Raw genomic sequence first — 25,817 nt, 5'->3', positions numbered from 1 at the left:
GCGCATAGCGGTGCGCATCAAGCTGATCGCTGTGGGTTCGCGCATGCCGCGCTGGGTCGAAGACGGCTGGCAGGAGTATGCCAAGCGCATGCCCAGCGAGTTGCCGCTGGAGCTGGTGGAAATACCGCTGACCACGCGCGGCAAAAATGCCGATGTGGCGCGCATGATTCGCCAGGAAGGTGAGGCCATGCTGAGCAAAGTGCAGCCTGGGGAACGTATCGTCACCCTGGAAGTCGAGGGGCGACCCTGGAGCACCGAGCAGTTGGCGGTTGAGTTGGACAAGTGGCGTCTCGATGCGCGCACGGTCAACTTGATGGTCGGTGGCCCGGAGGGGCTGGCACCTGAGGTTCAGGCGCGCAGTGAGCAGCGTTGGTCGCTCTCACCGCTCACCTTGCCGCACCCGTTGGTGCGTATTTTGATTGGCGAGCAGATGTATCGGGCCTGGACGGTGTTGTCCGGCCATCCTTATCACAAGTAATCAGCCAACAGTCAGCCGCCACCGATGCCGCAAGCCATTCGCCTCAAAGACCACGAAAAAGACAGTCGCCTGATCCGCAAGCGGGCAATCGTGGGTGCGGCAGTGGTTTTGCTGATGACGTCCATTCTTGTGGCCCGCATGTATTACCTGCAAGTGGTGCAGTTCGAGCATCACACCACGCTGGCGGAAAACAATCGGATCCATGTGCAGCCGATTCCACCGAGCCGCGGGCTGATTTATGACCGTAACGGGGTGATTATTGCGGACAACCGACCAAGCTTCAGTTTGACCCTGACCCGCGAGCGTGCCGGTGATTGGCCGCGAGTCTTGGACGAAGTTGTCAGTGTGCTTGAGCTCGGGTCTGAAGAGCGGGCGTTGTTTGAAAAACGTGTGCGTCAGGGCCGTCGGCCATTCGAGCCCGTACCGGTATTGTTCGAATTGAGCGAGGAGCAGATCGCTCGCATTGCGATTAATCAATTTCGTTTGCCTGGCGTAGAAGTGGTCGCACAATTGGTACGGCATTATCCGTTGGGTGATCACTTCGCTCACTCGGTTGGTTATGTCGGGCGAATCAACGACAAGGAACTGAAAAAGCTTGATCCTGTCGCTTACAGCGGTACGCACCACATTGGTAAAACCGGCATCGAGCGGTTTTACGAGGATGAGTTGCATGGCCAGGTCGGCTACGAAGAGGTCGAAACCAATGCACGGGGGCGCGTGCTACGTGTGCTCAAGCGAACCGACCCTACCCCCGGTAAAGACATTATTCTGAGCCTAGATGTGCGTTTGCAGGAGGCTGCCGAGAATGCGCTCGCTGGTCGGCGTGGTGCGGTGGTCGCTATCCAGCCGCAAACGGGGGAAGTGCTGGCAATGGTCAGCCAGCCGAGTTTTGACCCCAATCCTTTTGTGACGGGGATTGGCTTTAAAGCCTATGCCGATTTACGCGATTCGATTGACCGTCCGCTCTTTAACCGGGTTCTGCGTGGCCTCTACCCGCCTGGCTCGACCATCAAGCCGATGGTTGCCGTTGCCGGTTTGGATGCGGGTGTAGTGACGCCGCAGACGCGCGTCTTTGACCCAGGTTTTTACCAGTTGCCCAACCACAGTCATAAATACCGCAACTGGAATCGCACGGGCGATGGTTGGGTGGACATGGATTTAGCCATCGCCCGCTCCAATGACACCTACTTCTATTCCATGGCGCACAAAATGGGCGTCGACCGTATGCATGACTACATGAGCCGTTTTGGTCTGGGCCAGCGAGTCGCGTTGGATATGTTTGAAGAAACGGGCGGGCTGATGCCCTCACGTGAGTGGAAACGTGCTCGCTTACGGCAGCCTTGGTATCCCGGTGAAACGCTGATTCTTGGTATTGGTCAGGGCTATATGCAGACCACGCCTTTACAACTGGCTCAGGCCACGGTGCTGATGGCGACACGCGGCAAGTGGATTCGGCCGCATCTGGCCAAGAGCATTGGTGATGATCCCGTGCTCAATACCAATCCGCCGCCCGACATCGTTCTGCGAGACCCGGCGTTTTGGGACCACGGCATCAAGGGCATGGAGTCTGTGATGCATGGCGCGCGTGGCACGGCTCGCAAGGTTGGCGATGCTTCGCTTTACCGCATCGCTGGCAAGAGCGGTACAGCGCAGGTGGTGGCGATTAAACAAGGCGAAAAGTATGACCGCGACAAAGTGGCCGAGCGCCATCGCGATCATGCCTTGTTTGTAGCCTTTGCTCCGGCTGAAAATCCGCAAATTGCAGTGTCAGTGATGGTGGAAAATGGCGAGTCTGGCTCGGGTGTTGCGGCGCCTGTCGTAAAACAAGTACTGGATGCCTGGTTGCTGGATGAGAAAACGGGTCAGTTGAAGGCTGAATATGCCCCGCAAGCTGCGGCTACTGGAACTGCGCCATGACCGGAAATTTCGACCGTAACCTGTCCAATGAAGACTTGCTGCGTCGGCGTGCGACCTTTCTGCAGCGCGTGCATATTGATGGAATTTTGCTGCTGCTGTTGCTAACCCTGGCCGTGGGCAGCCTGTTGATTCTGTATTCGGCCAGTGGCAAAAATCTTGATGTGGTCACGAAACAGGCCACCTCATTTGGCATTGGCCTCATCGGCATGCTCATCATCGCGCAGTTTGAGCCGCGATTTATGGCGCGCTGGGTGCCGCTGGCCTATGCGGGGGGCGTTGCGCTGCTGGTTGCCGTTGACGTTATGGGTCATACCGCCATGGGTGCCACGCGTTGGATCAACATCCCCGGGGTAATACGCTTCCAACCCTCTGAGTTTATGAAAATCATCATGCCAGCGACCATCGCTTGGTATTTGTCCAATCGCAGCTTACCGCCTAATTTCAAGCATATTTGCATCAGTGGCGCGATGATCGTCGTGCCTTTCGTACTCATTTTGATTCAGCCTGACTTGGGCACTTCATTACTGATCATCACCTCCGGTGGCTTCGTGCTCTTTATGGCTGGCCTAAAATGGCGCTGGGTGATCGGTGCTGTGGCGGCTTTGGTGCCAATTGCAATCGGCTTCTGGATGTTTGTGATGCACCAGTACCAGAAGCAGCGTGTTTTGACATTTCTCAACCCTGAGAGCGATCCCCTAGGCAGTGGTTGGAATATCATTCAGTCCAAAGCAGCCATTGGTTCGGGCGGAGTGTTCGGTAAGGGCTGGTTGCAAGGCACCCAGTCGCACTTGGACTTTCTGCCAGAGAGTCATACCGACTTCATCATTGCCGTTTTGGCCGAAGAGTTCGGCCTAGTGGGTGTGTGTTTGTTACTGCTGGTGTACTTGCTGTTGATTGCGCGCGGCTTGGTGATTACCGTGCAGGCGCAAACGCTGTTCGGTAAGCTATTAGCCGGCGCACTGACCATGACGTTTTTCGTCTATGTGTTTATCAATATCGGCATGGTCAGTGGTTTGTTGCCTGTTGTCGGAGTGCCGCTGCCCTTCATCAGCTTTGGCGGCACATCTCTGACCACCCTGTTGGCCGGATTCGGAATTTTGATGTCGATCCACACCCATCGAAAGTGGATGACTTAGATTTGATTGAGACAAGGTATTCAATGCAAAACGCGCGTGGTTGGATGGTTCGTAAGGCGCCTTGGTTGCTCTTGGCTGGTTTTTGCGCAACGGCGCAGCCGGTCTTGGCTGCTGACTATCAACAGTCGCCGCAGGTCGATGAGTTCATCGCTGAGATGACCCGTGACTATGGCTTTGCCGGTGAGCAGTTGGTTGATCTGTTTGCTCAGGTCGAGCGCAAGCAGGCCATTTTGGATGCCATTTCGCGCCCGGCAGAAAAGGTTAAACCTTGGAAAGACTACCGACCGATCTTCATTACTGACAAGCGCATTACTCAGGGTGCCGCGTTCTGGAAGCAGCACGAAGCGACGCTTGCGCGCGCCGAAGCCGAGTACGGTGTGCCGGCGCAAATCATTGTGGCCATTATCGGCGTGGAAACTTTCTACGGCGGTAATACCGGCAGTTGGCGGGTGATGGATGCACTGTCGACGCTGGCTTTTGATTATCCGCCGCGCGCGCCGTTCTTTCGAAAAGAGTTGCGTGAGTTTCTGCTGCTGACGCGTGAAGAGCAGGTCGATCCGATCGGGCTGAAAGGCTCCTATGCCGGCGCCATGGGCCTGCCGCAGTTTATGCCGAGTAGCTTTCGTGCCTATGCCGTGGATTTCGACGGTGACGGACACATTAATATTTGGACCAATCCAGCGGACGCCATCGGCAGCGTGGCCAGCTACTTCAAACAGCACCGCTGGCAGCCTGGCCAGCCGGTCGTCAGTGCGGCCACCGTCAACGGGGCCGATGTGGATAAGGGCCTGACCGTCGGCCTGGAACCGGTTAAGAACGTTGCAGAGTTGCGTAGCTTGGGGTGGACAAGTGCTGACCCTTTAGCCAACGATCTACCTGTCACGGCATTCCGTCTGCAAGGCGCAGCTGGGGATGAGTACTGGCTGGGTCTGCCGAATTTCTATGTCATCACCCGCTACAATCGCAGCGTAATGTATGCAATGGCAGTTAATCAGCTGGCCGAGTTGTTGGTTGAGGCACGGGGTAATAATTGATGTCGCGTTTGCCGTTTAAATTGGCTGCCTGTGGCAGTTTTGCGCTGCTGCTAGCCAGTTGCTCGTCGACCCGTGCGCCTGAGCCTGTCACGCCGACTGCTCCCATACAGCAAGGCGGTGGCATTTCCGGCCCGTCGGATTTCAACCGCCCGCACAAGGACGGGGCGCCTTGGTGGGATGTTGATGTATCAAAAATCCCAGATGCCGTGCCCATGCCGCATTACGGCCCGGTCAAAGCCAGCCCGTATACCGTTTTCGGTAAGCAGTACTATCCGATTCCCGATGCGCGTCGTTATCAGTCGGTCGGCCCCGCGTCTTGGTACGGTACTAAGTTCCATGGCCAGGCTACCGCGAACGGCGAGACTTACGACCTGTACGGCATGACCGCAGCACACAAAACCCTGCCGCTTCCGAGTTATGTGCGTGTAACTAATCTGGAAAACGGTAAGAGTGCGATTCTGCGGGTCAATGACCGCGGCCCGTTCTATTCCGACCGAATCATCGACCTTTCCTTTGCGGCGGCGAAAAAGCTTGGCTACGCCGAAAGCGGCACCGCACGCGTTAAGGTTGAGGGGATCGATCCGCACGAGTGGTGGGCTCAGCAGGGCCGCCCAGTGCCAATGGTATTGGCTGCGCCGCAGCAGGTCGCTCAGGCTAAGCCTGTTGCACAACCCGTTGCTCAGCCAATTGAGCAATATTCACCGCCGCCACAACAGCATGCCGCCGCGGTGCTCCCCGTGCAGATTGACGCAAAAAAAAACGCTTTAGTCGGAGTGTCTGGCCTGTATCTCCAAGTGGCCGCCTTCGCCAATCCGGACGCTGCGGAGTTACTCAAGGCCAAGCTGAGCGAATCAGTGGTTGCGCCAGTGTTCGTCAGCTCAGTGGTACGCAACCAGCAGATCCTGCACCGCGTGCGATTGGGCCCGGTGAACACCCAGCGCGAGGCTGAACAACTGCAAGACAGCGTGCGCCTGGCTAACCTGGGCGAGCCGACACTGGTTAAAGCTGACTGATCGGGCACTTGTCACGCTTTTGCAGGACTAAACACCTACTCGCCTGATTTGCCTGATGCAATCAGGGTGAGTGACTTGCAACTTATGGCCCTGTGCCAGAACGACCATCAGTAATCTAGAGAGACGGATGAATATCTTCAGCTTTACGCAACGCGTTTTCCTGTCACTGTGCTTGCTCAGTGCATCCACCGCCTGGGCTAACCAGTCAGCAATGCCCGCAGCCCCTCAGCTCGCCGCCAAGTCTTATGTGCTGATGGATGCGGCGACGGGCAAGATACTGGTGGAAAACAATGGTGATGAGCGGCTGCCCCCCGCGAGTCTGACCAAGCTGATGACGGCTTACATTGCGACTTTGGAAATTCGTAAAGGCAAGATCGGTGAGCAGGATCTGGTGCCAATCAGTGAGCATGCCTGGCGCACCGGTGGTGCAGCGTCGGGTGGCTCCACTATGTTCCTGCCGCTCAATAGCCAGGCCACGGTAGATGACCTGCTGCATGGCGTAATCATTCAGTCCGGTAACGACGCCAGCATTGCGCTGGCTGAGTACATTGCCGGCAGTGAAGACGCCTTCGCCGACATGATGAACGAAACCGCTGCGCGCCTGGGCATGACCAACAGTAACTTTATGAATGCCACTGGGCTGCCTCACCCAGAGCATTACTCCAGCGCCCATGACATGGCCATCATGGCGCGGGCGATTATTGACGAAGACCAAGAGCACTACGCGATCTATGCCCAGAAGGAGTTTCTCTGGAACAACATCAAACAGGGCAACCGCAATCTGCTGTTGTGGCGCGATAAAACTGTTGATGGCCTGAAAACCGGCCATACCGAAGAAGCTGGCTTCTGCTTGGTTGCGTCGGCTGTGCGTGACGGTGCTCGGATGATCACCTCGGTGTTCGGTACTGTCAGTGAGTCGGCCCGTGCGGCTGAAACGCAGAAACTCCTGACGTATGGTTTCCGCTTCTTTGAATCACGCACGTTCTACAAAAAAGGTCAGGAGTTGGCACAGGCTCAAGTCTGGAAAGGGCAGACCCGCCTGGTTAAAGCCGGTCTGGCGAAGGACCTGAGTCTGACCTTGCCCAAGGGGCAGTTAGATAAGCTGCAGGCTGGGATGATCCTAAATCCTCAGCTAACCGCGCCGATTGCCCAAGGTGATGTAATCGGCAAGGTTGAGGTCAAGTTGGGTGAGGAAGTGGTGCACAGCGCCGACCTGATTGCCCTGGAAGCGGTTGAGGCAGGCAGCTTCTTCCGTCGTTTGTGGGACAGCATCAGCCTGTTCTTCTTCGGGCTGTTCAACTGATAGTCTGATCACAACGCCCCTGCCCTGTGCAGGGGCTTTGTTGTTTTTACGGTTTAGGAGGCCGCCATAGCCATGACTCAACCTGACGTTAAATCACACATAATTGAATTCCCTTGCCCGGATTATCCGATCAAGGTCGTCGGTAACAGCGGTGCCGGCTATCGCGACACAGTCATCGAAATTCTGCGCAAATACGCCGAGGTCGACCTCAGCTCCCTGGCTGAGCGGCAAAGCAGTAATGGCAAGTACACCACCGTGCAGTTGCACATTGTGGCGACCGGTGAGGAGCAACTGCGCGATATCAACAGCGCCCTGCGCGCGACCGGCATTGTGCACATGGTGCTCTGATGAGACTGCCGCTTGGCTTTCGCGAACTCGGTCAGGTTGACTATGAGCCGACCTGGCACGCGATGCAGCGTTTTACCGATGAGCGTGATGGCTTTACCGCCGACGAAGTCTGGTTGCTGGAGCATGCGCCCGTATTTACCCAGGGGCAGGCAGGCAAGGCTGAGCATGTGTTGTTCCCGGGTGATATTCCGGTGGTGCAGGTCGATCGTGGTGGTCAGGTGACCTACCACGGGCCAGGTCAGCTGGTTGCGTATCTGCTGCTGGATGTACGCCGCAGTGGTATCGGGGTGCGTGAGTTGGTCAGCCGCATTGAGCGCAGCCTGATTGATCTATTGGCCAGCTATGGCGTCGAGGCTTCAGCCAAGCCCGATGCGCCGGGTGTGTATGTCAACGGCGCGAAAATCGCCTCACTTGGCCTGCGTATCCGCAATGGCCGCTCTTTTCACGGGTTGGCGTTGAACGTGGACATGGACTTGCAGCCGTTCCAGCGCATCAACCCCTGCGGCTATGCGGGCATGAGCATGACGCAGCTTGCCGATCAGGTTGATGAACCCTTGGTGATGGCTCAGGTTGCTGCACGGCTGCGCGCGCAACTGCTGCAGCATCTGCAATACGCAGAGTCGCGGAGTTTGCCGGGCGTTCTGCCAGGTTAAGCGCTTAGTAATGGTTTGGAGTCATGACCCTGCTAGAACTAGAAGCAGGGTCATTTGCCGTTATCGGATCAGCTCAGGTTGAGCGCGGGGATCAGGCTGCTGTCGATCTGTTGGCCAGGTACGGGTACAGGTGCGGCCAGGCCCAGGTTGTTCTTCTCAAAAACCCGGTCAGCGCGGTAGCTGGAGCGCACCAGCGGGCCTGCTGCGACCTCCATAAAACCTTTCGCCAAACCAATGTCGCGGAACTGATTAAAGGCTTCTGGCGTGACCCAGCGCTGCACTTTCAGGTGGTTACGAGTGGGCTGCAGGTATTGACCGAGTGTAAGGATGTCTACGCCGATGGCGCGCAGGTCATCCATGGTTTCGAGGATTTCTTCGTCGGTTTCGCCCAGGCCCAGCATCAGGCTGGTTTTGGTCAGCACTTGTGGGCGATGACGTTTGGCGTGCTCAAGAGCGCGCAGGGTTTTTTCGTAGCCGGCACGCGGGTCGCGCACATCGTAGGTCAGGCGTTTGACCGTTTCTACGTTTTGCGCAAACACCTCTAGGCCGGAATCCACCACGCGTTCGATGGCCAGCAGGTCGCCGTCAAAGTCCGGTGTCAGGGCCTCCACCACCACGTGCGGTGTACGCTCCTTTATCGCCCGTACGCAGGCGGCATAGTGCGCTGCGCCGCCGTCGTCGAGGTCGTCGCGATCCACTGAGGTCAGCACGATATAGCGCAGGGCCATCAGTTCAACTGATTTTGCGGTGTTTTGCGGCTCTTCCAGGTCCAGCCAGCCGTTGGGGTTGCCGGTATCCACGGCACAGAAGCGGCAGGCGCGGGTGCAAACCGAGCCCATGAGCATGATGGTTGCCGTGCCGTTGGACCAGCATTCGCCCATGTTCGGGCAATGCGATTCCTGGCATACGGTACTCAGGCGATGCTCGCCGACATTGCGTTTGACCGCTTCAAAACGGCTACCACCTGGCGCTTTGACTCTCAGCCATTTGGGCTTGGGTTCAAATACTTGAGCTTCGCTTGAGCTGCGGCGTTTTTGCCCGTCTTTGATGGCAGTGATGCCTTGTGCAGTACGGAATTTTTCGCCGCTGGCGATGGTTTTCGGCGGGAGTGTGTCGGACATCGGCTATCTGGGCTCCGCTAGAGGCTCCGGGAAGGGGCGGCTTGTGGCCGCGGCGCAGTTTATCACAGACGCTGACTGATCAGTCCGTGTTGCGCGGCGGCCATGGCCGTCGGTGCCAGTTGGCACCGGTGATGCTCAGGGTTGACGGAGTTTTTGCAGTAACTCATGGCTGGGGTAGCCATCTGCGGGTAAACCCTGGCGCTGTTGGAATGCCCGTACTGCTTTGCGCGTGTTAGCGCCGATGATGCCGTCTGCCGGACCGGGTTCGAAGCCGTTACGGGTGAGCAACTCTTGCAGTTCGATGCGCTCGCTGCGGCCTAACTGGCGATCCGTGCGCGGCCATGTCGCTTGCACGCCTGGGTTGCCATCCAGCGCGTCAGACAGCAGGCCGATGGCCAGGGCGTAAGCGGTCGAGTTGTTGTACTTGAGAATGCTACGGAAGTTATTCAGCAGTAAGAATGCCGGGCCACGATGTCCGGCGGGCAGGAACAGGGTGGCCAGGCTGTGTTCATTGACGTCAATCGCTCTGGTCGGATTGATCCCTAGGATGCGCCATTGCGCCACGCTGCGGCGGATTTCAGGATCAGCCAGGGCGTAATCGAAGCCCTGCGGCAGGTTGACTTCAAACCCCCAGGGTTGGCCATTTTCCCAGCCTGATGCTTGCAGGTAGTGGGCGGCCGAGGCGAGGGCGTCGGGGGTTGAGCGCCAAAGGTCGCGGCGACCGTCACCGTCAAAGTCCACGGCGTGTTCATTGAAGGTGGTGGGCATGAACTGTGTCTGACCCATGGCGCCGGCCCACGAGCCGATCAGGCCCTGGGCTGGAGCATCGCCGTTTTGCAGAATTTGCAGCGCGGCCAACAACTGTGTACGCCAGAACACTTGGCGGCGCCCGTCGAAGGCCAGCGTGGCCAGTGAGCGGATCACGTTGTGGCTGCCAATGTTGCTACCGTAATTGCTTTCCATGCCCCAGATGGCGATCAGCACTTCATGGTCGACTGCATAAGCCTTGCGCACGGCTTTCAGCGTCGGCCGATGTTGCGCCTTGAGCAGGCGGCCCTGTGCGATACGCGATACCGACACCGCACCGTCGATATATTCCCATACCGGGCGGGTGAATTCGGGCTGGCTGTTATCCGCGCGAACCACATTAGGGTCGAGGGTCAGGCCAGCGAATGTACGGTCGAACAGATCAGCATTAATTCCGGCGGCAATCGCATCGCTGCGCAGGAGCATGCGCCACTCTTCAAAGGTGAGTAACGGTGCTGGTGCTGGCATTGCAGTAGATGCCGTTATGGCTGCGGGACTGGCGCTGGGAAGGGGGGCGACGGGAAGCGGCTGAGCAGGCACTTCGGCGCAGGCAGTCAGAAGCAGCAGTGTGCAGGCGGTGGCGCAGTTGGAAAGGCCACGTAGAAGCAGGTAGGACATGGTGGTCTCGGCATGTTTCGCAGGCCGTAACCTTAGCATGAAAGGCATGTTGTGCGGGCTGTGGCGGGCGTTTCAGGCGGCCAGAAGGTAAGAAGCCTCCCAGTTTTGCTGGGAGGCTTCGCGGCGGTAGCTGCCTTTGCCTTTGGCTGGTGTCTCTAGGCGAGAGCGGAACAGCGGTTGGGCAATCAGGGATTTGGCTTTGTTGGGTCGTTTGCTGCGGTTCTTTGCCATGGTTTTCTCTCCGGCGTGGCACTGCACATAGCAGCGCGCGCAAAGGATGCGCCGCTCATGTGGGAAAGTCCAGATGCTGCCGATTAGCGAGTGAGCGCCAGGCGCTGACCGCAGATTGCCAGGGTCAGCAGGCTTAAACCGCGCCAAGGGTCGCCGCCCGCTTGGCCTTTGATCTGTGCGTCGATCTGTTGGGCATCTTGCAGCAGCGCGGCCCAGCGTGCGGCAGATAGGCGCTGCAGGGCTTTGCTGACCAGCGGTCGGCGCTTGTCCCAGACGGGCGGGCGGGCTGAGCTGAAGGCTTTGTCCAAGGGCATGCCTTGAGCGAACTGCTGGGCGATGGTGGCTAGCAGGCGAATTTCCCGCGCCAAAGCCCACAGAATGACAGGTGGCTCGACGCCTTCGCCGCGCAACCCTTCGAGCATGCGCAAGGCATGGGCGGCTTCGCCGTTCAGAGCGGCGTCGATCAGGCCGAACACGTCGAAACGAGCGCTGTCGGCGACCGAAGCATGCACGGTGTCCACATCAATCTGAGTGCCTTCGGCCAGCAGTTTGAGCTTTTCAATTTCTTGGGCGGCGGCCAGCAGGTTGCCTTCGACGCGCACGGCGATCATGTCGATGGCTTCGGCGCTGGCAGTCAGGCCTGACTGAGCGAGGCGCTGGCGAATCCATTGCGGCAGTTGATGGGCATCGACCGGCCAGATCTGCACGAACTGGGTTTGCGCGCCGTCGATCAGTGCCTTGCCCCATTTAGTCTTCTGCGCGCTGCCGTCAAGTTTCGGCAGGCTGATCAACAGTACAGTGTCTTCGGCGGGGCGGGCGAGGTATTCGAGCAAGGCGCTCGCGCCCTTGTCGCCGGGCTTGCCATTGGGCACGCGCAACTCAAGCAGGCGTTTGTCGGCAAACAACGACAGGCTGGCACCGGCTTGCAGCAGGTTGCCCCAGTCAAAGTTGTTGTCCGCGTTAAACACCTGACGCTCGCTGAAACCCTGTTGGCGGGTCGCAGCGCGAATGGTGTCGGTGGCTTCCTGACAGAGCAGCGGTTCGTCGCCACTGATCACATAGACAGGGCTTAGGTTGCCCTGCAGGTGTTTGCCGAGTTGTGCGGGGTTGAGTTTCATTGCGAGAGATACGGGCCGCCTGCGCGGCCCGACACACTTACTGGGCGGGGATCGGCAACTGGATCGGCGACTGCTGCGGTTGCGCCGCCTGCTCTTGGCGTGCGGCTTCCAATGCCTGGGCTTCGGCTTGTGCTTTGGCCTCTGCGGTTTGTTGCAACTGGTCAAGCTGAGCCGGGGTGATTTGTTGCAGGCGCAGGGCCAGTTGCTGGACCAGTTCACGGTCCATTTCCTGGCGAACCTGCGCTGCTTCCTGATCGCCGCCAATCAGGTTGTTGCCGTCTTGGTTGTAGTAGTTTTGCGCTTCGACCTTGTCGCTCAACAGCAGCAGGTTCTTGCTGCCACGGATTTCGTACTCGAGGGTTTTATTCAGCTCGTATTCGGCTGTGCGCGCGGCGCTGGTGAAGCTTGCGGCGCGGCGGCTTTCCTGTTCATTGCTGAGGATTAGGCGGTAAGGCGCGCCGGGATACACGCGCACGCCGTTGTTCTGCAGCACGTCGCGCACCTGTTTGACGGTTTCGCCGTAGGCATTGCGCGCGCTGACATCCAGTTCGCTGAGTGCGAATTGAACGTCGTTGGTGCCGCGCAGTTGGAAGCCGCAAGCGCTGAGCAGGGTGGCCAGGCCGATTACCAACAGATTCCGTTTGAGCATGTTTTTCCCCTTGGCTAACACTGCGGCACGCCCTGTGGGCGTGCCGGGTTTTTATCAGTTGGCAACAATATTGACCAGTTTGCCCGGCACCACGATGACCTTGCGAATGCTCAGGCCTTCAGTGAAACGCAGCACGTTTTCGTTGGCGCGAGCGTTGGCTTCAACGTCTTCGCGAGTGGCCGAGGCGGGCACTTCAATCTGACCGCGCAGTTTGCCGTTGACCTGCACCACCAGCGTCAGGGTGTCCTGTACCAGCGCGGCCTCATCCACTTGCGGCCAGCTGGCATCAATGATCGCCTCCTCATAGCCCAGTTCAAGCCACAGTTGGTGGCTGATGTGTGGGGTGATCGGTGCCAGCAGCAGGGCGACAGCTTCCAGGCCTTCCTGCAACAGCGCGCGGTCTTGTGCGGTGCTTTGCGCAGCTTTTTCCAGCACGTTCATCAGGGTCATCACATGGGCGATGGCGGTGTTGAATTTGTGGTGCTGACCAATATCGAAGCTCGATTGCTTAATGGCCAGGTGAATCGCGCGACGCACAGCCTTTTGCTCATCATTCAAGCTGGCGACATCAATTGCACCCACGGTGCCTTGATTGACGTGGTTCTGCGCCAGACGCCAGACGCGGCGCAGGAAGCGGTTGGCACCCTCAACACCGGAGTCCGACCACTCGCAGCTCATGTCGGGCGGCGAGGCGAACATCATAAATAGGCGGCAGGTGTCGGCACCAAACTGATCGATCATTGACTGTGGATCAACGCCGTTGTTTTTCGACTTGGACATCTTCTCAGTGCCGCCGATTTCCACCGGCAGGCCGTCGCTCTTCAATTTGGCGCTGATGACCTTGGCTTTGCTGTCACGCTCCAGTTCAACGTCGGCTGGGTTGAACCAGTCTTTGCCGCCGTTTTCCAGGGTGCGGTAGTAGGTTTCAGCCACCACCATGCCCTGAGTCAGCAGGTTTTTGAACGGCTCGTTGGACGATACCAGGCCTTCGTCGCGCATCAGCTTGTGGAAGAAGCGCGCGTAGAGCAGGTGCAAAATGGCGTGTTCGATACCGCCAATGTATTGATCAACCGGCAGCCAGTGGTTGGCCGCTGCGGGGTCGACCATGCCGTCGGTGAACTGCGGCGATGCATAGCGTGCGTAATACCAGGACGACTCAACGAAGGTGTCCATGGTGTCTGTTTCACGCTTGGCCGGGCTGCCGCATTTCGGGCAGGTGCATTCGTAGAATTCGGGCATGCGCGCCAGTGGGCTGCCAGCGCCATCGGGCACAACGTCTTCGGGCAGCACGACCGGCAGTTGGTCTTCTGGCACCGGCACGTCGCCGCAGGTGTCGCAATGGATAATTGGGATCGGACAGCCCCAGTAACGCTGACGGCTGATGCCCCAGTCGCGCAGGCGGAACTGGGTTTTGCGTGCGCCGTGAGCGCTGGTTTCTAGGTCGGCGACGATGGCGTCGAAGGCCGCGCTGAAGTCTTTGCCATCGTACTGAGCGGAGTTGACAGTAGTCAGGCCGGCTTTGTCGCCATACCAGTCCTGCCAAAGGCTGGCGTCGTAGTCTTTACCTTCGCCGGCATAAACCTGCTTGATTGGCAGGTCATATTTGTTGGCGAATTCAAAGTCGCGTTCGTCATGCGCTGGCACGGCCATCACCGCGCCTTCGCCATAGCCCCACAACACGTAGTTGGCGACGAATACCGGCAGCTTGTCGCCGGTCAGCGGATGGAGGACGAATTGGCCGGTGGCCACGCCCTTCTTCTCCATGGTGGCCATGTCAGCCTCGGCCACGGAGCCACCTTTGCATTCGGCAATAAACGCCGCGATAGCAGGGTTGCTCTCAGCAGCGCGCTGGGCCAGCGGGTGTTCAGCGGCCACGGCGACATAGGTCGCGCCCATCAGGGTGTCAGGACGGGTCGAGTAGACTTTAAGCTGACCGTTGATGCCGATGCTGGCGAGGTCGTAGTCGAACACGATGTCGGCGCCAAAGCTTTTGCCGATCCAGTTGCGCTGCATGGTTTTGACCTGTTCCGGCCAGCCATCCAGTTCATCCAGGCTGCTCAAGAGTTCTTCCGCGTAGGCGGTGATCTTGAAGTAGTACATGGGGATTTCGCGCTTTTCGATCACCGCGCCCGAGCGCCAGCCGCGACCGTCGATAACCTGCTCGTTGGCCAGTACGGTCTGGTCGACCGGATCCCAGTTTACGGTGCCATTTTTGCGGTAGATCACGCCTTTTTCGAACAGGCGGGTGAACAGCCATTGCTCCCAGCGGTAGTAGTCTGGTTTGCAGGTGGTAACTTCGCGCGTCCAGTCGATGGCCAGGCCCAGGGATTTGAGCTGGGTCTTCATGTAGGCGATGTTTTCGTAGGTCCACTTAGCCGGTGCTACTTGGTTTTTCATGGCGGCGTTTTCCGCCGGCATGCCGAAGGCGTCCCAGCCCATTGGCTGCAGCACGTTCTTGCCCTGCATGCGCTGGTAGCGGGCGATTACGTCACCGATGGTGTAATTGCGCACATGGCCCATGTGCAGCTTGCCGCTCGGGTAGGGGAACATCGACAGGCAATAGAAGCTTTCCTTGCCGGGTTGCTCACTCACTACAAAGGATTTTTGCGCGTCCCAATGGGACTGCGCAGCGGCTTCGATTTCACGGGGCGAATACTGTTCTTGCATGGCTACCGACGCTGGAGGTGAGGGCTGCGGAAAACGCAGTAGCATACATGAGGCCTGCTTAATCAGGGAAACCCAGATTACGTCGCCGCCGGCCCTGGGCCGCTCGCCGTTGGTCGCAGCAGGCCTCTGGCTTAGCCCTGGCGACTAAGCTTGGTTAGGGGGCCGCAATCGCCCCCGTATGAGGTGAGTTATGGCTGAATCAAGGCGCGGTGTTCCACCAGGAGGGCTTTACGAGCGTCTCTTGCAGCGCTTGGCCATTGCCTTGGATGAAGCCGATGGGTTGAGTGTGCTGTCGGCGCAACCGCTTGAAGAGCTGGAATTGCGCGGCCTGACTGCTGCCGAGATGGAGCTGATTCGTGCCTACCTCAACCGTGATCTGAATTGGCTGCGCGGCTGGCATGCTGCTGCGCAGGAGATGACGCAGATTGAGCAGTTACCCAGTTCGCGCAAAGCGGCGCGTATTAATCAGAAGGTGCCTCCACCGTTACCGAGTAAGGTCAAGCCGTTGCTCAAGCGTCGCCTGCAGCTGTGTTGCGCGATGTGCGGTGCGCCAGCGGGCTGGCAGTCCGGGCGTGGGGTTAAAGCCTGCCACGCGTGTGGATCGCAATTGTTTCGGGCGAGCAATCCTCGGTAGGCTGCGTGCACCTTTGGAGGTGCTCAATGTCGATTCGCTACATGCTTAAACAGTTCTTCCTTCCGCCGGGCCTTTTCCTGCTGCTGTTATTGGCCGCTTGGTGGCTGCGTCGGCGTTTTCCGCGGATGGCCGCTCTATGTTTCGTGAGCGGGTTCGCCGGTATGGCGCTGTTCAGTCTGCCAGTTGTGGTGGAGTGGGCCGCGCGCGGGCTGGAGCGCGAGCCAGCACTGCACCAAGAGACGTGGCCGGCCCTTGCCGAGCAGGCGCAGGTGATTGTGGTTTTGGGTGGTGGTCGCGATTTGGCCGACCCCGGCTGGGGCGCCGATCAACCAAGCCTAATGGCGTTGGAGCGAGTGCGTTTTGCCGCGCGGCTGGCCAAGGCCTCGGGTTTGCCGTTGCTGACAACGGGCGGCTTGCACTATGGCCAGCCACCCAGCGAGGCGGCGCTGATGGCCGAGGTCTTTGCCCGAGATTACGGTTTGCCCGTGCGCTGGCAGGAAGGCCAGAGCCGCACGACCTGGGAAAACGCGCTATATACCGCGCAGTTACTCAATGCCCAGGGAATCAACCGCGTTGTGCTGGTGACTCAAGCCTGGCACATGCCCCGTGCGCGCTGGAGCTTTGAGCAGGCGGGGCTGCACGTGATCAGCGCGCCGATGGGCTTTCTCGGTACGCCCAATGGGCGCCCGGTCGGTGGCTGGTTGCCGGAGAGCAAGGCCGTTTGGCAAAACGGCCTGCTGCTCAACGAGGCGGTCGGGCTAATCGGCTATCGGCTGTTCTACAAACCAGCAGCGCCGTCGCTCTGAGCGCCCTGTTATCGGCCAGAGACTTAAGGCATCAGCACTTCGATGACGCCATCGGCGTTGATGCTGACTTGGCTGGTGCCTGCTTCTATTTCCGGGGTCACTGCGGCATCCATCATGGCTGCGCCTTTCATGGCCTCCATGCGCATCGGCGCAGGGTGTTGGAAGCCGCCGCTGTTGAGGTCCAGCCGGACTAACTTGTAATCGCTGCCGCCAAGGGCCAGGGTGGCCAGATCGGCGCGTGCTTTAAACGCTGCAACAGCGTCTTTGAGCAGGGTGTCTTCATGGCTTTTGCGGGTGCTGGGCGCAATGCTGAAACTCATGTCGCCCATGCTCAGGTTTTGCAGCAGTTCGCCGGTGAGTGTTGAGAGGGCGCTGAAATCAGCACTTTCCAGACGCAGTTCGGCGCGTTCACGCCAAGCGGTGATCTGCGGCCCTTTGCGCTCTGAGGTGGACTCCGCGTAAATCGGGTAGCTGTGACGGTTGCCGGAGGTGACGCTGATGCCCTTGACCTTGCGCGCTTGCGCAATGCCGGCATTCAGGGTTTTGCTGATCTGCGCCGCAAGAACGGCAGGGTCAGAGCCTTGCGCTTCGCTGTAAAGGGTCACGTGCATCAGGTCATGGGCAATCTCCTGGCTGACTTCAGCGCGAAGCGCGACTTGGTTGTAGCGCGGCTCGGCGGCAAAAGAGGCGGTGCTTATCAAGGTGCATGCGCTCAGCAGCAGGGCGCTGGCGAACAGGGGTTTCGACAACATGACAACTCCTTAACGAGGTGGGCGCGTCCACTGATGCGCCGCTTTCCAGTGTATAGACGAAGGGATCTGACCAAGCGGGTTAAGCCAAGTTGCAATTGGCGTTTTATTACCACTGCTGCGGCGCGTTGCCGCAGTTTGCCCGGTAGCGCCTTGGTTATACTCCTGCGGCTCACGTAACGGGCGTTCATGCACCCTGGAGACCCTATGCTCGCACCTGTTCAGTTGCTGTCGGCGAGCCGGCAAAACCTCTGGCGATTAACCTTGATCCGCATCTTGGTGCTGGCTGCTCAAGCGGGTTCCGTGGGGCTGGCATACAAGTCGGGTGCGTTGCCGTTGCCCTGGCTTGAACTGAGCGTGACGCTGGGTATTTCACTGGTGGTGTGCCTGCTCACGGCGCTTCGACTGCGTGGGCCGTGGCCGGTTACCGAGCTTGAATACGCTGTGCAGCTTGCCTGCGACCTGATCATCCACAGCTTGCTGCTGTATTACTCCGGTGGCTCGACCAATCCCTTTGTCTCTTACTACCTGGTACCGCTGACGATTGCGGCGGCGACGTTGCCCTGGCTTTACACCATCACCCTCTCCGGGCTGGCCTTGGGCGGTTACACCTTTTTGCTGGTCTGGTCGCATCCGCTCGATTTGCCGTCCGGCCCGCGTGAGGTGCTGTTGATTTACGGCATGTGGCTGAGTTTTGCCTTGGCGGCTGGCTTGATCACCTTCTTCGTGGCCAAGATGGCCGAAGAGTTGCGCCGTCAGGATGAGCTGCGCGCCGAGCGACGCGAGGAGGGCTTGCGTGATCAACAACTGCTGGCCGTCGCGACGCAGGCCGCCGGTGCGGCGCATGAGCTGGGCACGCCATTGGCGACCATGAGCGTGTTGATCAAAGAATTGCGCCGTGAGCATCAGGAGCCGACCTTGCAGGAGGATCTGGCGGTGCTGCAAGAGCAGGTCAAACTGTGCAAACAAACCCTGCAGCAGTTGGTGCGGGCCGCCGAGGCGGATCGGCGTCAGGCCGTGGTCGAAATGTCTTCGGTGGAGTGGCTGGAAACCACCCTCAACCGTTGGCATCTGATGCGCCCTGAGGCCAGTTATCGCTATCAATGCCTGGGGCGCGGTGCGCCGCCGCGCATGATGCCGCCGGCTGATCTGACCCAGGCGTTGCTCAACCTGCTTAACAACGCCGCCGATGCCTGCCCGGAGAAACTGGATATCCGCCTGGACTGGGATCACCAATGGTTGCGTTTAAGTATTCGCGACTTTGGTGCCGGTGTGCCGCTGGCCATTGCCGAACAACTGGGGCGAGCGTTTTTCACCACCAAGGGCAAAGGCTTTGGCCTGGGGTTGTTCCTCAGCCAGGCCAGCGTCACCCGAGCGGGCGGCACCGTTAAACTGTATAACCACGAAGAAGGCGGTACGCTCACCGAGCTGAAATTACCGCGCGCCTATGGCCGAGCCTAAGGAAGTTACCGAATGAGTGATGACGTGCTGTTCGAAGGTGAAGATCAGCCTCACCTGTTGCTGGTCGATGACGACCCGACCTTTACCCGCGTTATGGCGCGGGCCATGAGCCGCCGTGGCTTGAGGGTTTCTACCGCCGGTTCTGCGGAAGAAGGCCTGGCCCTGGCCGAGCAGGATGTGCCGGACTACGCCGTGGTTGACCTGAAAATGAACGGCGATTCCGGCCTGGTGCTGCTGCCCAAGTTGCTGGAGTTGGACGCGGAAATGCGCGTGGTCATCCTCACTGGCTATTCGAGCATCGCCACGGCGGTTGAGGCGATCAAGCGCGGTGCCTGCAATTACCTGTGCAAACCGGCGGATGCCGACGATGTGCTGGCCGCGCTGCTGACTCAACATGCCGACCTGGAAAGTTTGGTGCCGGATAACCCGATGTCCGTGGACCGCCTGCAGTGGGAACATATCCAGCGCGTACTCAGCGAGCACGAAGGCAACATCTCCGCCACGGCGCGTGCCCTTGGCATGCACCGGCGCACCTTGCAGCGCAAACTGCAGAAGCGTCCGGTGCGACGCTAAACGAATGCCCCGTCAGCCCGGCTGACGCGTCAATAATGTGGTCGCTGAAAGCCTGCCGAAAGCTTTCTAGCGCACAGCCTTGTTACCATCAGCCCCTCTCTGATCCGCCAGTGGGGGCTTCATGCTCGCGGTTGTGCAACAAACCATCAGTGTCACTGCTCCAGTCTTTTCGATGTTGTTTCTTGGCGTGCTGCTCAAGCGCCTGGGGTTGATTGACGGGGCCTTTATCAACACGGCGTCGGCCTTGGTCTTTCGCGGCACACTGCCGACCTTGTTGTTCCTCGGGATTGTCCAGGCTGACCTGAGCACTGCATTGCAGCCCGCGTTATTGCTGTATTTCGTGATCGCCACGCTGGGCTGCTTTCTCTTGGCGTGGGGCTGGTCGATTTTGCGCTGCCCTGAGGCGGATCGCGGCATCTACACCCAGGGTGCGTTTCGCGGTAACAACGGCATCATCGGCCTGGCGCTGGCCACCAGCATGTATGGCGACTACGGCTTGTCGGTCGGCGCGGTGCTCGGTGGGGTGGTGATCCTCAGTTACAATACGCTGTCGGCGATTATCCTGGCCATCTACAGCCCGCAGGCGAAAACCGATGTCTGGAGCCTGAGCAAAAGCATCCTCAGTAATCCGTTGATCATCGGCGTGTTGGCCGCCATTCCGTTTGCGCTGTGGCAGATTGCCCTGCCTGACTGGCTGCTGACCTCGGCTGAGTACTTTGCGCAGATGAGCCTGCCGTTGGCGTTGATCTGCATCGGCGGCACCCTGACCCTGGAATCACTGCGGCAAAGCAGTGGCATGGCGATCAGCTCAAGCCTGATGAAGGTGTTCTGGCTGCCGTTGGTGGCCACCCTGGGCGCTTGGTTGTGGGGGTTCCGTGGGGCCGATCTGGCGATTCTCTTTCTGTATTTTGCCAGCCCCACGGCGGCGGCCAGTTTCGTTATGGCCAAAGCCGTGGGTGGCAATCACCAGTTGGCGGCGGCGATTATTGTGCTAAGCACCTTGGCAACGGTGGTCACCACTAATCTGGGGTTGTTTGTGCTGCAGTGGGCGGGGTGGATCTAGTGACCACGCAGGCGTAAAAAAGCCGGGCATGCCCGGCTTTTTATTGGGTCGTGATCAGCCTTGCTGATAGTCGTCGATCACGTCCTGTGCCGCGCGGAAGGCGTCGATGGAGGCCGGCACCCCAGCGTATACCGCGCAATGCAGCAGTGTTTCGCGGATTTCCTCAACGCTGCAGCCGTTGTTCAATGCGCCACGCACATGGCCTTTGAGTTCCTGTGGGCATTTAAGGGCGGTTAATGCGGCCAGGGTGATCAGGCTGCGGGTTTTACGATCAAGCCCCTCGCGGGTCCACACGCCGCCCCAGGCGTGCTCATTGACGAAATCCTGCAGCGGCTGGCTGAACTCGGTGGCATTGCCCAACGCGCGGTCGACAAACGCGTCGCCCATCACCTCGCGGCGTACCTTTAATCCCTGTGCGTGGTTATCACTCATGTTAGAGCGCTTGGCCGCGTTGTTTCTGCCTGGCGCGCCCGGCAATCACTACCAGTGTTACAGCGGTCAGTGGCAACACGTAACCCAGCATCGCATCACCCATTACCTCGGCGAACGGGCGGCCAGTGGAGGACAACACGAGGTAAACCGTGTAGGCCACGTAGTAGGCGAGGAACAGCAGGCCTTCCCAGCGGTTGATGCGGTAACCGGCAAAGAAAATCGGCAGGCAGGCCACCGCCACAGCGATCATCACCGGGAAGTCGAAGGCGAGGGCGTTTGCAGACACGCTGACTGGCAGTGGTGCGACCAGAGAGGCCAAGCCCAGCACGCAGAGCAGGTTGAAAATGTTGCTGCCGACGATGTTGCCCACGGCAATATCGCGCTCTCCCTTGATGGCTGCCAAAACAGAGGTGGCCAACTCAGGCAGCGACGTGCCGATGGCGACAACAGTCAGGCCGATGACCAATTCCGAGATACCCAGCGCACGAGCCAGTGTGACTGCACCTTCCACCAGGAAGTTGGAACCCGTGACTAGGAGTACCAGGCCGGCCACGATCAGGGCCAGATTTATTGCCCAAGCATAGGGCTTGACCGGTTCATCAAGACCGAACTCCTTGGTGAACTCGTCATCTTCGCTGCCTTTGTCTTTGCGGCTGCTGATAATCAAAAACACGGTATAAGCGACGATGCACGTAAACAGAATGGCGCCGTCGAGCTTGTTCAGGCTGCCGTCCCAGGCCAAGCCGAAGGTCAGCAGGCTGGCACCGATCATAATCGGCACGTCCAGGCGGATCAGTTGACGCGAAACGATCAGCGGAGCGATTAATGCGGTGAGGCCCAGAATAAACAGAACGTTGGCAATGTTACTGCCAACAACGTTGCCAATTGCTAAGTCCCCGCTTCCGTCCAGCGCCGCTTGAACGCTGACCGCTGTTTCGGGGGCGCTGGTGCCGAAAGCAACCACCGTCAGGCCGATAATCAGTGGCGGAATACCAAACTGAGCAGCCAGTTTAGCCGCGCCGCGCACCAGCACTTCCGCGCCGGCCACCAGCAGCACTAGGCCGGCAATTAGATAAACAAAGGTCATTACAGTCATTGCAGTCAGCTCCATAAAAGTGGCGCTAGTTTAATCATCGGTTTGTGATTTGCCAGTGGCGTTGGCTTTTTTGCGCATGTGTTTGTAAACAACTGTTATTGCTCGTGCAGTTTTTCGATGCGTACCGGCACCACGCCGTCACGCAGCATGCCCAGCCGTTCGGCGGCTTTTTGCGACAGATCGATGATGCGCTGTTTTGCGTAGGGGCCGCGGTCGTTGATGCGCACCACCACGCTTTTGTTGTTACGCAGGTTGGTCACCTGTACCTGGCTGCCAAACGGCAGGCTGCGGTGCGCGGCGGTCAGGGCGTTTTGGTCGAAGCGTTCGCCGCTGGCGGTTTTGTTGCCGTGGTGGCGTGCACCGTAATAAGACGCCTGACCTTCGGCGCGATAGCCCTGCGGGTCGACCTGGCCCTGGCTGGCGCAGGCGCTGAGCAACAGGCTGGTTATGGCGATTAACAGAAAGCGCATAGCAGCTCCGAGGTGGGTGCGACGGACAAAACAACGCCGGGCTGACCCGGCGTTGATAGAGCAAGCCATCCTTGGCTTGTTAGGGCGCGCCGGCTCACCCTTCGAGCTTTTTCTTCAGCAGTTCGTTCACTTGTGCAGGGTTGGCCTTGCCTTTCGAGGCCTTCATGGCCTGGCCGACGAAGAAGCCGAACATCTTGCCGCGCTTGGCTTCATCAGCCGCGCGGTACTGTTCGACCTGCTCGGCGTTAGCGGCCAGCACTTCGTCGAGCATCGATTCGATGGCGCCGGAGTCGGTGACCTGTTTAAGGCCTTTCTTCTCGATCACTTCATCGGCACTGGCGCCTTCACCGGCGGCCAGGGCCTCGAAGACCATCTTGGCGATTTTGCCGCTGATGGTGTTGTCCTTGATGCGCAGGATCATCCCGCCCAACTGCTCGGCGGATACTGGCGACTGCTCGATCTCCAGGTTGTCTTTGTTGAGCAGGCTGGACAGCTCGCCCATCACCCAGTTGGCGGCCAACTTGGCATCGCCACACACAGCGTTGACGGCCTCGAAGTAGTCGGCCAGTTCGCGGCTGGCAGCCAACACGTCGGCGTCGTAGGCGGACAAACCAAACTGCGCTTCAAAGCGCGCACGCTTTTGCACCGGCAGCTCTGGAAGAGTTGCGCGGACTTCATCGAGGAAGCTTTGCTCAATCACCACAGGCAGCAGGTCAGGGCAGGGGAAGTAACGGTAGTCGTTGGCTTCTTCCTTACTGCGCATGGAGCGCGTCTGGTCTTTGTTCGGGTCGTACAGGCGGGTTTCCTGCACCACCTTGCCGCCATCTTCGATCAGTTCGATCTGCCGTTGCACTTCATGGTTGATGGCTTTTTCGATAAAGCGGAACGAGTTGACGTTCTTGATCTCGGCGCGGGTGCCGAACTCGGCCTGGCCCTTCGGGCGTACCGATACGTTGCAGTCGCAGCGCAGCGAGCCTTCGGCCATGTTGCCGTCGCAGATGCCCAGGTAACGTACCAGCGCGTGCATGGCCTTGACGTAAGCCACGGCTTCCTTGGCGCTGCGTATATCCGGCTCGGAGACAATCTCCAAAAGCGGCGTGCCAGCGCGGTTGAGGTCGATGCCGCTCATGCCGTGGAAGTCTTCGTGCAGGCTTTTGCCCGCGTCTTCTTCCAGGTGCGCGCGGGTGATGCCGATGCGCTTCTGGGTGCCGTCTTCCAAGGTGATGTCGAGGAAGCCCTTGCCGACGATGGGGTGATCCATCTGGCTGGTCTGATAGCCCTTGGGCAGATCCGGGTAAAAGTAGTTTTTACGGGCGAAGATGTTCTGCGGCGCGATTTCGGCGTCAATCGCCAGGCCGAACTTGCAGGCCATGCGCACAGCTTCGGCATTCAGCACCGGCAGGGTGCCGGGCATGCCAAGGTCAACCAGGCTGGCCTGGGTGTTGGGCTCAGCGCCGAAGGCGATGGCGCTGGCGGAGAAAATCTTCGATTGGGTGCTGAGCTGGGCGTGAATTTCCAGCCCGATTACGGTTTCCCATTGCATGTCAGTCGTCCTCAGAATCCAGCCGGAGCTTGTGTGTGCCAGTCAGTGACCTGTTGGTACTGGTGGGCGACGTTGAGCAGGCGGCCTTCCTGGAAATAGTTGCCGAGTAACTGCACGCCAACCGGCAAACCATCGACGAAGCCCGCAGGCATCGACAAGCCGGGGATGCCGGCCAGGTTCGCGGTGATGGTGTAGATGTCTTCCAAGTAGGCGGCGACCGGATCGTTGTTCTTCTCGCCGAGCTTCCAGGCCAGGTTTGGCGTGGTCGGGCCGAGGATCACGTCGACATCATTAAAGGCAGCAACGAAATCGTTTTTGATCAGGCGGCGGATTTTCTGCGCTTTTAGGTAGTACGCGTCGTAGTAGCCAGCGGACAGCGCGTAGGTGCCGACCATAATCCGGCGCTTCACTTCCGCGCCAAAACCTTCGCCGCGTGAGCGCTTGTACAGGTCTTCGAGGTTGACTGGGTTCTCGCAGCGATAGCCGAAGCGCACGCCGTCAAAGCGCGACAGGTTGCTGCTGGCTTCGGCCGGGGCGATTACGTAGTAGGCGGGGATCGCGTGCTGCATGTTCGGCAGGCTGATGTCTTTGACGGTCGCGCCGAGCTTTTTCAGCGCTTCGACCACGGCCATGACCTTCTCGCCGATGCGTGCATCCAGGCCTGTGCCGAAGTATTCCTTCGGCAGGCCAATGCGCAGGCCTGCGAGCGGCTGGCTGAGGGCGGCAAGGTAGTCGTCAACAGGCTGATCGACGCTGGTGGAGTCTTTGGCGTCGAAACCGGCCATGGCTTGCAGCATCAGTGCGCAGTCTTCAGCGGTGCGCGCCAGTGGGCCGCCCTGATCAAGGCTGGAGGCGTAAGCGATCATGCCCCAGCGTGAGACGCGGCCGTAGGTTGGCTTGATCCCGGTGAGGTTGGTCAGCGCCGCGGGCTGGCGGATCGAGCCGCCGGTGTCGGTGCCGGTGGCTGCGGGCAGCAGGCGTGCCGCCACAGCCGCAGCGGAACCGCCTGAGGAGCCGCCAGGTACGCGGGTTAGGTCCCAGGGGTTTTTCACCGCGCCGAAGTGGCTGGACTCGTTGGCCGAGCCCATGGCGAACTCGTCCATGTTCAGCTTGCCCAGACTCACAGCTCCGGCAGTCGCGAGTTTTTCCACCACGGTGGCGTTATACGGGGCCTTGAAACCGGTGAGGATCTTCGAGCCGCAGGTGGTCAGTACATCATGCGTGCAAAATAGATCTTTGTGCGCAATCGGCGCGCCAAGCAGGGCGCTGCTTTCGCCAGCGGCGCGGCGCGCGTCGGCAGCCTGGGCCTGGGCGATGGCTTGATCAGCGGTGACGGTGATAAAGCTGTTGAGTTGCGGGTCCAGTTGGGCGATGCGCGCCAGCAGGTTGCGGGTCAGTTCTTCAGCGGAAAACTGTTTATCGGCGAGTCCGCGGGAGATCTCGGCCAGGGTCAATTGATGCATGAGGTGGCTTTTCCCTTACTCGATGACTTTCGGAACCAGATACAGGCCGTTCTCGACGGCCGGGGCGATGGCTTGGTAAGCCTCGCGCTGGTTGCGTTCGGTGACCTGATCAGCGCGCAGGCGCTGGGTGGCTTCCAGTGGGTGGGCCAGCGGTTCGATGCCGTCGGTATTGACCGCCTGCATCTGGTCAATCAGGCCGAGAATGTTGTTCAGGGTCGCGGTTGTGTCTGGAATATCGGCGTCATTCAGGCCCAGTCGAGCCAGATGAGCGATTTTCTCCACGTCGGAGCGTTCAAGCGCCATCAGATATCTCCCCTATTAAACGCAGCGCAATGCTTGGCTGTCTGTGGAAATGTGAACAGGTTCCCGTGTAGGAAACATTAGGGAACAGATTGCAAAAGGTGGCGGTCAAAGGCCGCGATGATGGGGCGTAA

At 59.2% G+C, this 25,817-nt stretch carries 26 protein-coding genes; 13 read left to right on the top strand and 13 right to left on the bottom strand.

Annotated features, from left to right (window positions below):
* Positions 1-10 precede the first annotated feature (10 nt).
* From rlmH to lipB, 8 genes are all read left to right on the top strand, one after another.
* The gene (gene rlmH, locus AUK77_RS06665) at positions 11-478 is read left to right on the top strand and encodes a 23S rRNA (pseudouridine(1915)-N(3))-methyltransferase RlmH (RefSeq protein ID WP_296127430.1); all 468 of its coding nucleotides are present in this window, start codon (positions 11-13) and stop codon (positions 476-478) included.
* Between the two features lie 24 nt (positions 479-502).
* Entirely contained in the window at positions 503-2,395 is a 1,893-nt protein-coding gene (mrdA, locus tag AUK77_RS06660) for a penicillin-binding protein 2 (protein WP_296127428.1), read from the top strand.
* Between the two features lie 38 nt (positions 2,396-2,433).
* A complete protein-coding gene (rodA, locus tag AUK77_RS06655) occupies positions 2,434-3,531 on the top strand; it encodes a rod shape-determining protein RodA (protein WP_296127474.1) in 1,098 nt (365 codons plus the stop codon).
* Between the two features lie 23 nt (positions 3,532-3,554).
* Positions 3,555-4,565: a lytic murein transglycosylase B gene (gene mltB / locus AUK77_RS06650; RefSeq protein ID WP_296127426.1), complete on the top strand. Its 1,011-nt coding sequence runs from the start codon at positions 3,555-3,557 to the stop codon at positions 4,563-4,565.
* On the top strand, positions 4,565-5,578 hold the full coding sequence (locus AUK77_RS06645; protein ID WP_296127424.1) for a septal ring lytic transglycosylase RlpA family protein: 1,014 nt from the start codon (positions 4,565-4,567) through the stop codon (positions 5,576-5,578). Before mltB ends, AUK77_RS06645 begins: the two co-directional genes overlap by 1 nt.
* 127 nt (positions 5,579-5,705) lie before the next feature.
* Positions 5,706-6,881, top strand: a complete 1,176-nt coding sequence (locus AUK77_RS06640; protein WP_296127423.1) for a D-alanyl-D-alanine carboxypeptidase family protein — start codon at positions 5,706-5,708, stop codon at positions 6,879-6,881.
* A gap of 72 nt (positions 6,882-6,953) precedes the next feature.
* On the top strand, positions 6,954-7,229 hold the full coding sequence (locus AUK77_RS06635) for a DUF493 domain-containing protein (RefSeq protein WP_296127422.1): 276 nt from the start codon (positions 6,954-6,956) through the stop codon (positions 7,227-7,229).
* Positions 7,229-7,882: a lipoyl(octanoyl) transferase LipB gene (gene lipB, locus AUK77_RS06630; RefSeq protein WP_296127420.1), complete on the top strand. Its 654-nt coding sequence runs from the start codon at positions 7,229-7,231 to the stop codon at positions 7,880-7,882. The genes AUK77_RS06635 and lipB overlap by 1 nt, the downstream gene beginning before the upstream one ends.
* A 68-nt stretch (positions 7,883-7,950) precedes the next feature.
* Here the strand turns inward: lipB and lipA are convergent, their stop codons facing one another.
* The 6 genes from lipA to leuS form a co-directional block, all read right to left on the bottom strand.
* On the bottom strand, positions 7,951-9,003 hold the full coding sequence (gene lipA, locus AUK77_RS06625) for a lipoyl synthase (protein WP_296127417.1): 1,053 nt from the start codon (positions 9,001-9,003) through the stop codon (positions 7,951-7,953).
* 135 nt (positions 9,004-9,138) lie between these two features.
* Positions 9,139-10,428 (bottom strand): lytic murein transglycosylase, encoded by a 1,290-nt coding sequence (locus tag AUK77_RS06620; RefSeq protein WP_296127416.1) that lies wholly within the window; start codon positions 10,426-10,428, stop codon positions 9,139-9,141.
* 72 nt (positions 10,429-10,500) lie between these two features.
* Positions 10,501-10,659 carry an alternative ribosome rescue factor ArfA gene (gene arfA, locus AUK77_RS06615; protein WP_296127414.1) on the bottom strand — a complete coding sequence of 53 codons (159 nt, stop codon included), beginning with the start codon at positions 10,657-10,659 and terminating at the stop codon, positions 10,501-10,503.
* Between the two features lie 83 nt (positions 10,660-10,742).
* On the bottom strand, positions 10,743-11,777 hold the full coding sequence (gene holA, locus AUK77_RS06610) for a DNA polymerase III subunit delta (RefSeq protein ID WP_296127411.1): 1,035 nt from the start codon (positions 11,775-11,777) through the stop codon (positions 10,743-10,745).
* A gap of 37 nt (positions 11,778-11,814) precedes the next feature.
* Complete coding sequence (gene lptE, locus AUK77_RS06605; protein ID WP_296127409.1) at positions 11,815-12,426, bottom strand: LPS assembly lipoprotein LptE; 612 nt, start codon at positions 12,424-12,426, stop codon at positions 11,815-11,817.
* A 54-nt stretch (positions 12,427-12,480) separates the two neighbouring features.
* Complete coding sequence (gene leuS / locus AUK77_RS06600; protein ID WP_296127472.1) at positions 12,481-15,093, bottom strand: leucine--tRNA ligase; 2,613 nt, start codon at positions 15,091-15,093, stop codon at positions 12,481-12,483.
* Positions 15,094-15,283: 190 nt separating this feature from the next.
* On the opposite strand from leuS, the gene AUK77_RS06595 reads away from it, so the two are divergent.
* Both AUK77_RS06595 and AUK77_RS06590 read left to right on the top strand, forming a co-directional pair.
* Positions 15,284-15,727 (top strand): hypothetical protein, encoded by a 444-nt coding sequence (locus AUK77_RS06595; RefSeq protein WP_296127406.1) that lies wholly within the window; start codon positions 15,284-15,286, stop codon positions 15,725-15,727.
* Positions 15,728-15,753: 26 nt separating this feature from the next.
* Entirely contained in the window at positions 15,754-16,533 is a 780-nt protein-coding gene (locus AUK77_RS06590) for a YdcF family protein (protein WP_296127404.1), read from the top strand.
* A 23-nt stretch (positions 16,534-16,556) separates the two neighbouring features.
* Here the strand turns inward: AUK77_RS06590 and AUK77_RS06585 are convergent, their stop codons facing one another.
* On the bottom strand, positions 16,557-17,285 hold the full coding sequence (locus AUK77_RS06585) for an SIMPL domain-containing protein (protein WP_296127402.1): 729 nt from the start codon (positions 17,283-17,285) through the stop codon (positions 16,557-16,559).
* 204 nt (positions 17,286-17,489) lie between these two features.
* Between AUK77_RS06585 and AUK77_RS06580 the strand changes: the two genes are divergently transcribed.
* The 3 genes from AUK77_RS06580 (at position 17,490) to AUK77_RS06570 (ending at position 20,379) form a co-directional block, all read left to right on the top strand.
* The gene (locus tag AUK77_RS06580) at positions 17,490-18,743 is read left to right on the top strand and encodes an ATP-binding protein (RefSeq protein WP_296127401.1); all 1,254 of its coding nucleotides are present in this window, start codon (positions 17,490-17,492) and stop codon (positions 18,741-18,743) included.
* 12 nt (positions 18,744-18,755) lie between these two features.
* Positions 18,756-19,316, top strand: a complete 561-nt coding sequence (locus tag AUK77_RS06575; protein WP_296127399.1) for a response regulator transcription factor — start codon at positions 18,756-18,758, stop codon at positions 19,314-19,316.
* Between the two features lie 121 nt (positions 19,317-19,437).
* Positions 19,438-20,379, top strand: coding sequence for an AEC family transporter (locus AUK77_RS06570; RefSeq protein WP_296127397.1), 942 nt, complete (start codon positions 19,438-19,440; stop codon positions 20,377-20,379).
* A 54-nt stretch (positions 20,380-20,433) separates the two neighbouring features.
* On the opposite strand, the gene AUK77_RS06565 is transcribed toward AUK77_RS06570, so the two are convergent.
* The 6 genes from AUK77_RS06565 to gatC form a co-directional block, all read right to left on the bottom strand.
* Entirely contained in the window at positions 20,434-20,811 is a 378-nt protein-coding gene (locus tag AUK77_RS06565) for a carboxymuconolactone decarboxylase family protein (protein WP_296127395.1), read from the bottom strand.
* 1 nt (position 20,812) lies between these two features.
* Entirely contained in the window at positions 20,813-21,907 is a 1,095-nt protein-coding gene (locus AUK77_RS06560; protein ID WP_296127393.1) for a calcium/sodium antiporter, read from the bottom strand.
* A gap of 95 nt (positions 21,908-22,002) precedes the next feature.
* Entirely contained in the window at positions 22,003-22,377 is a 375-nt protein-coding gene (locus AUK77_RS06555; RefSeq protein WP_296127391.1) for a septal ring lytic transglycosylase RlpA family protein, read from the bottom strand.
* A 94-nt stretch (positions 22,378-22,471) separates the two neighbouring features.
* Positions 22,472-23,920 (bottom strand): Asp-tRNA(Asn)/Glu-tRNA(Gln) amidotransferase subunit GatB, encoded by a 1,449-nt coding sequence (gene gatB / locus AUK77_RS06550; RefSeq protein WP_296127389.1) that lies wholly within the window; start codon positions 23,918-23,920, stop codon positions 22,472-22,474.
* Positions 23,921-23,931: 11 nt separating this feature from the next.
* Positions 23,932-25,383, bottom strand: a complete 1,452-nt coding sequence (gene gatA / locus AUK77_RS06545) for an Asp-tRNA(Asn)/Glu-tRNA(Gln) amidotransferase subunit GatA (RefSeq protein ID WP_296127387.1) — start codon at positions 25,381-25,383, stop codon at positions 23,932-23,934.
* Positions 25,384-25,398: 15 nt separating this feature from the next.
* Positions 25,399-25,686, bottom strand: coding sequence for an Asp-tRNA(Asn)/Glu-tRNA(Gln) amidotransferase subunit GatC (gene gatC / locus AUK77_RS06540; protein ID WP_296127385.1), 288 nt, complete (start codon positions 25,684-25,686; stop codon positions 25,399-25,401).
* Between the last annotated feature and the right edge of the window lie 131 nt (positions 25,687-25,817).

This window comes from Pseudomonas sp. Ga0074129 (assembly GCA_001465025.1).
In the GTDB taxonomy this organism is placed as follows: Bacteria; Pseudomonadota; Gammaproteobacteria; order Pseudomonadales; family Pseudomonadaceae; genus Aquipseudomonas.
Note: the sequence above shows the minus strand (reverse complement) of the source record. Positions and strands in the feature narration are given on the sequence as shown.

Coding starts and splice junctions, on each gene's coding strand:
- gatA (WP_296127387.1), bottom strand. CDS start 25,383: ATGCATCAATTGACCCTGGCCGAGATCTCCCGCGGACTCGCCGATAAA.
- AUK77_RS06620 (WP_296127416.1), bottom strand. CDS start 10,428: ATGTCCTACCTGCTTCTACGTGGCCTTTCCAACTGCGCCACCGCCTGC.
- AUK77_RS06590 (WP_296127404.1), top strand. CDS start 15,754: ATGTCGATTCGCTACATGCTTAAACAGTTCTTCCTTCCGCCGGGCCTT.
- AUK77_RS06555 (WP_296127391.1), bottom strand. CDS start 22,377: ATGCGCTTTCTGTTAATCGCCATAACCAGCCTGTTGCTCAGCGCCTGC.
- gatB (WP_296127389.1), bottom strand. CDS start 23,920: ATGCAATGGGAAACCGTAATCGGGCTGGAAATTCACGCCCAGCTCAGC.
- AUK77_RS06645 (WP_296127424.1), top strand. CDS start 4,565: ATGTCGCGTTTGCCGTTTAAATTGGCTGCCTGTGGCAGTTTTGCGCTG.
- leuS (WP_296127472.1), bottom strand. CDS start 15,093: ATGCAAGAACAGTATTCGCCCCGTGAAATCGAAGCCGCTGCGCAGTCC.
- mrdA (WP_296127428.1), top strand. CDS start 503: ATGCCGCAAGCCATTCGCCTCAAAGACCACGAAAAAGACAGTCGCCTG.
- AUK77_RS06635 (WP_296127422.1), top strand. CDS start 6,954: ATGACTCAACCTGACGTTAAATCACACATAATTGAATTCCCTTGCCCG.
- AUK77_RS06560 (WP_296127393.1), bottom strand. CDS start 21,907: ATGACTGTAATGACCTTTGTTTATCTAATTGCCGGCCTAGTGCTGCTG.
- AUK77_RS06580 (WP_296127401.1), top strand. CDS start 17,490: ATGCTCGCACCTGTTCAGTTGCTGTCGGCGAGCCGGCAAAACCTCTGG.
- gatC (WP_296127385.1), bottom strand. CDS start 25,686: ATGGCGCTTGAACGCTCCGACGTGGAGAAAATCGCTCATCTGGCTCGA.
- AUK77_RS06575 (WP_296127399.1), top strand. CDS start 18,756: ATGAGTGATGACGTGCTGTTCGAAGGTGAAGATCAGCCTCACCTGTTG.
- AUK77_RS06595 (WP_296127406.1), top strand. CDS start 15,284: ATGGCTGAATCAAGGCGCGGTGTTCCACCAGGAGGGCTTTACGAGCGT.
- AUK77_RS06565 (WP_296127395.1), bottom strand. CDS start 20,811: ATGAGTGATAACCACGCACAGGGATTAAAGGTACGCCGCGAGGTGATG.
- AUK77_RS06570 (WP_296127397.1), top strand. CDS start 19,438: ATGCTCGCGGTTGTGCAACAAACCATCAGTGTCACTGCTCCAGTCTTT.
- AUK77_RS06640 (WP_296127423.1), top strand. CDS start 5,706: ATGAATATCTTCAGCTTTACGCAACGCGTTTTCCTGTCACTGTGCTTG.
- lptE (WP_296127409.1), bottom strand. CDS start 12,426: ATGCTCAAACGGAATCTGTTGGTAATCGGCCTGGCCACCCTGCTCAGC.
- AUK77_RS06585 (WP_296127402.1), bottom strand. CDS start 17,285: ATGTTGTCGAAACCCCTGTTCGCCAGCGCCCTGCTGCTGAGCGCATGC.
- lipB (WP_296127420.1), top strand. CDS start 7,229: ATGAGACTGCCGCTTGGCTTTCGCGAACTCGGTCAGGTTGACTATGAG.
- mltB (WP_296127426.1), top strand. CDS start 3,555: ATGCAAAACGCGCGTGGTTGGATGGTTCGTAAGGCGCCTTGGTTGCTC.
- arfA (WP_296127414.1), bottom strand. CDS start 10,659: ATGGCAAAGAACCGCAGCAAACGACCCAACAAAGCCAAATCCCTGATT.
- lipA (WP_296127417.1), bottom strand. CDS start 9,003: ATGTCCGACACACTCCCGCCGAAAACCATCGCCAGCGGCGAAAAATTC.
- holA (WP_296127411.1), bottom strand. CDS start 11,777: ATGAAACTCAACCCCGCACAACTCGGCAAACACCTGCAGGGCAACCTA.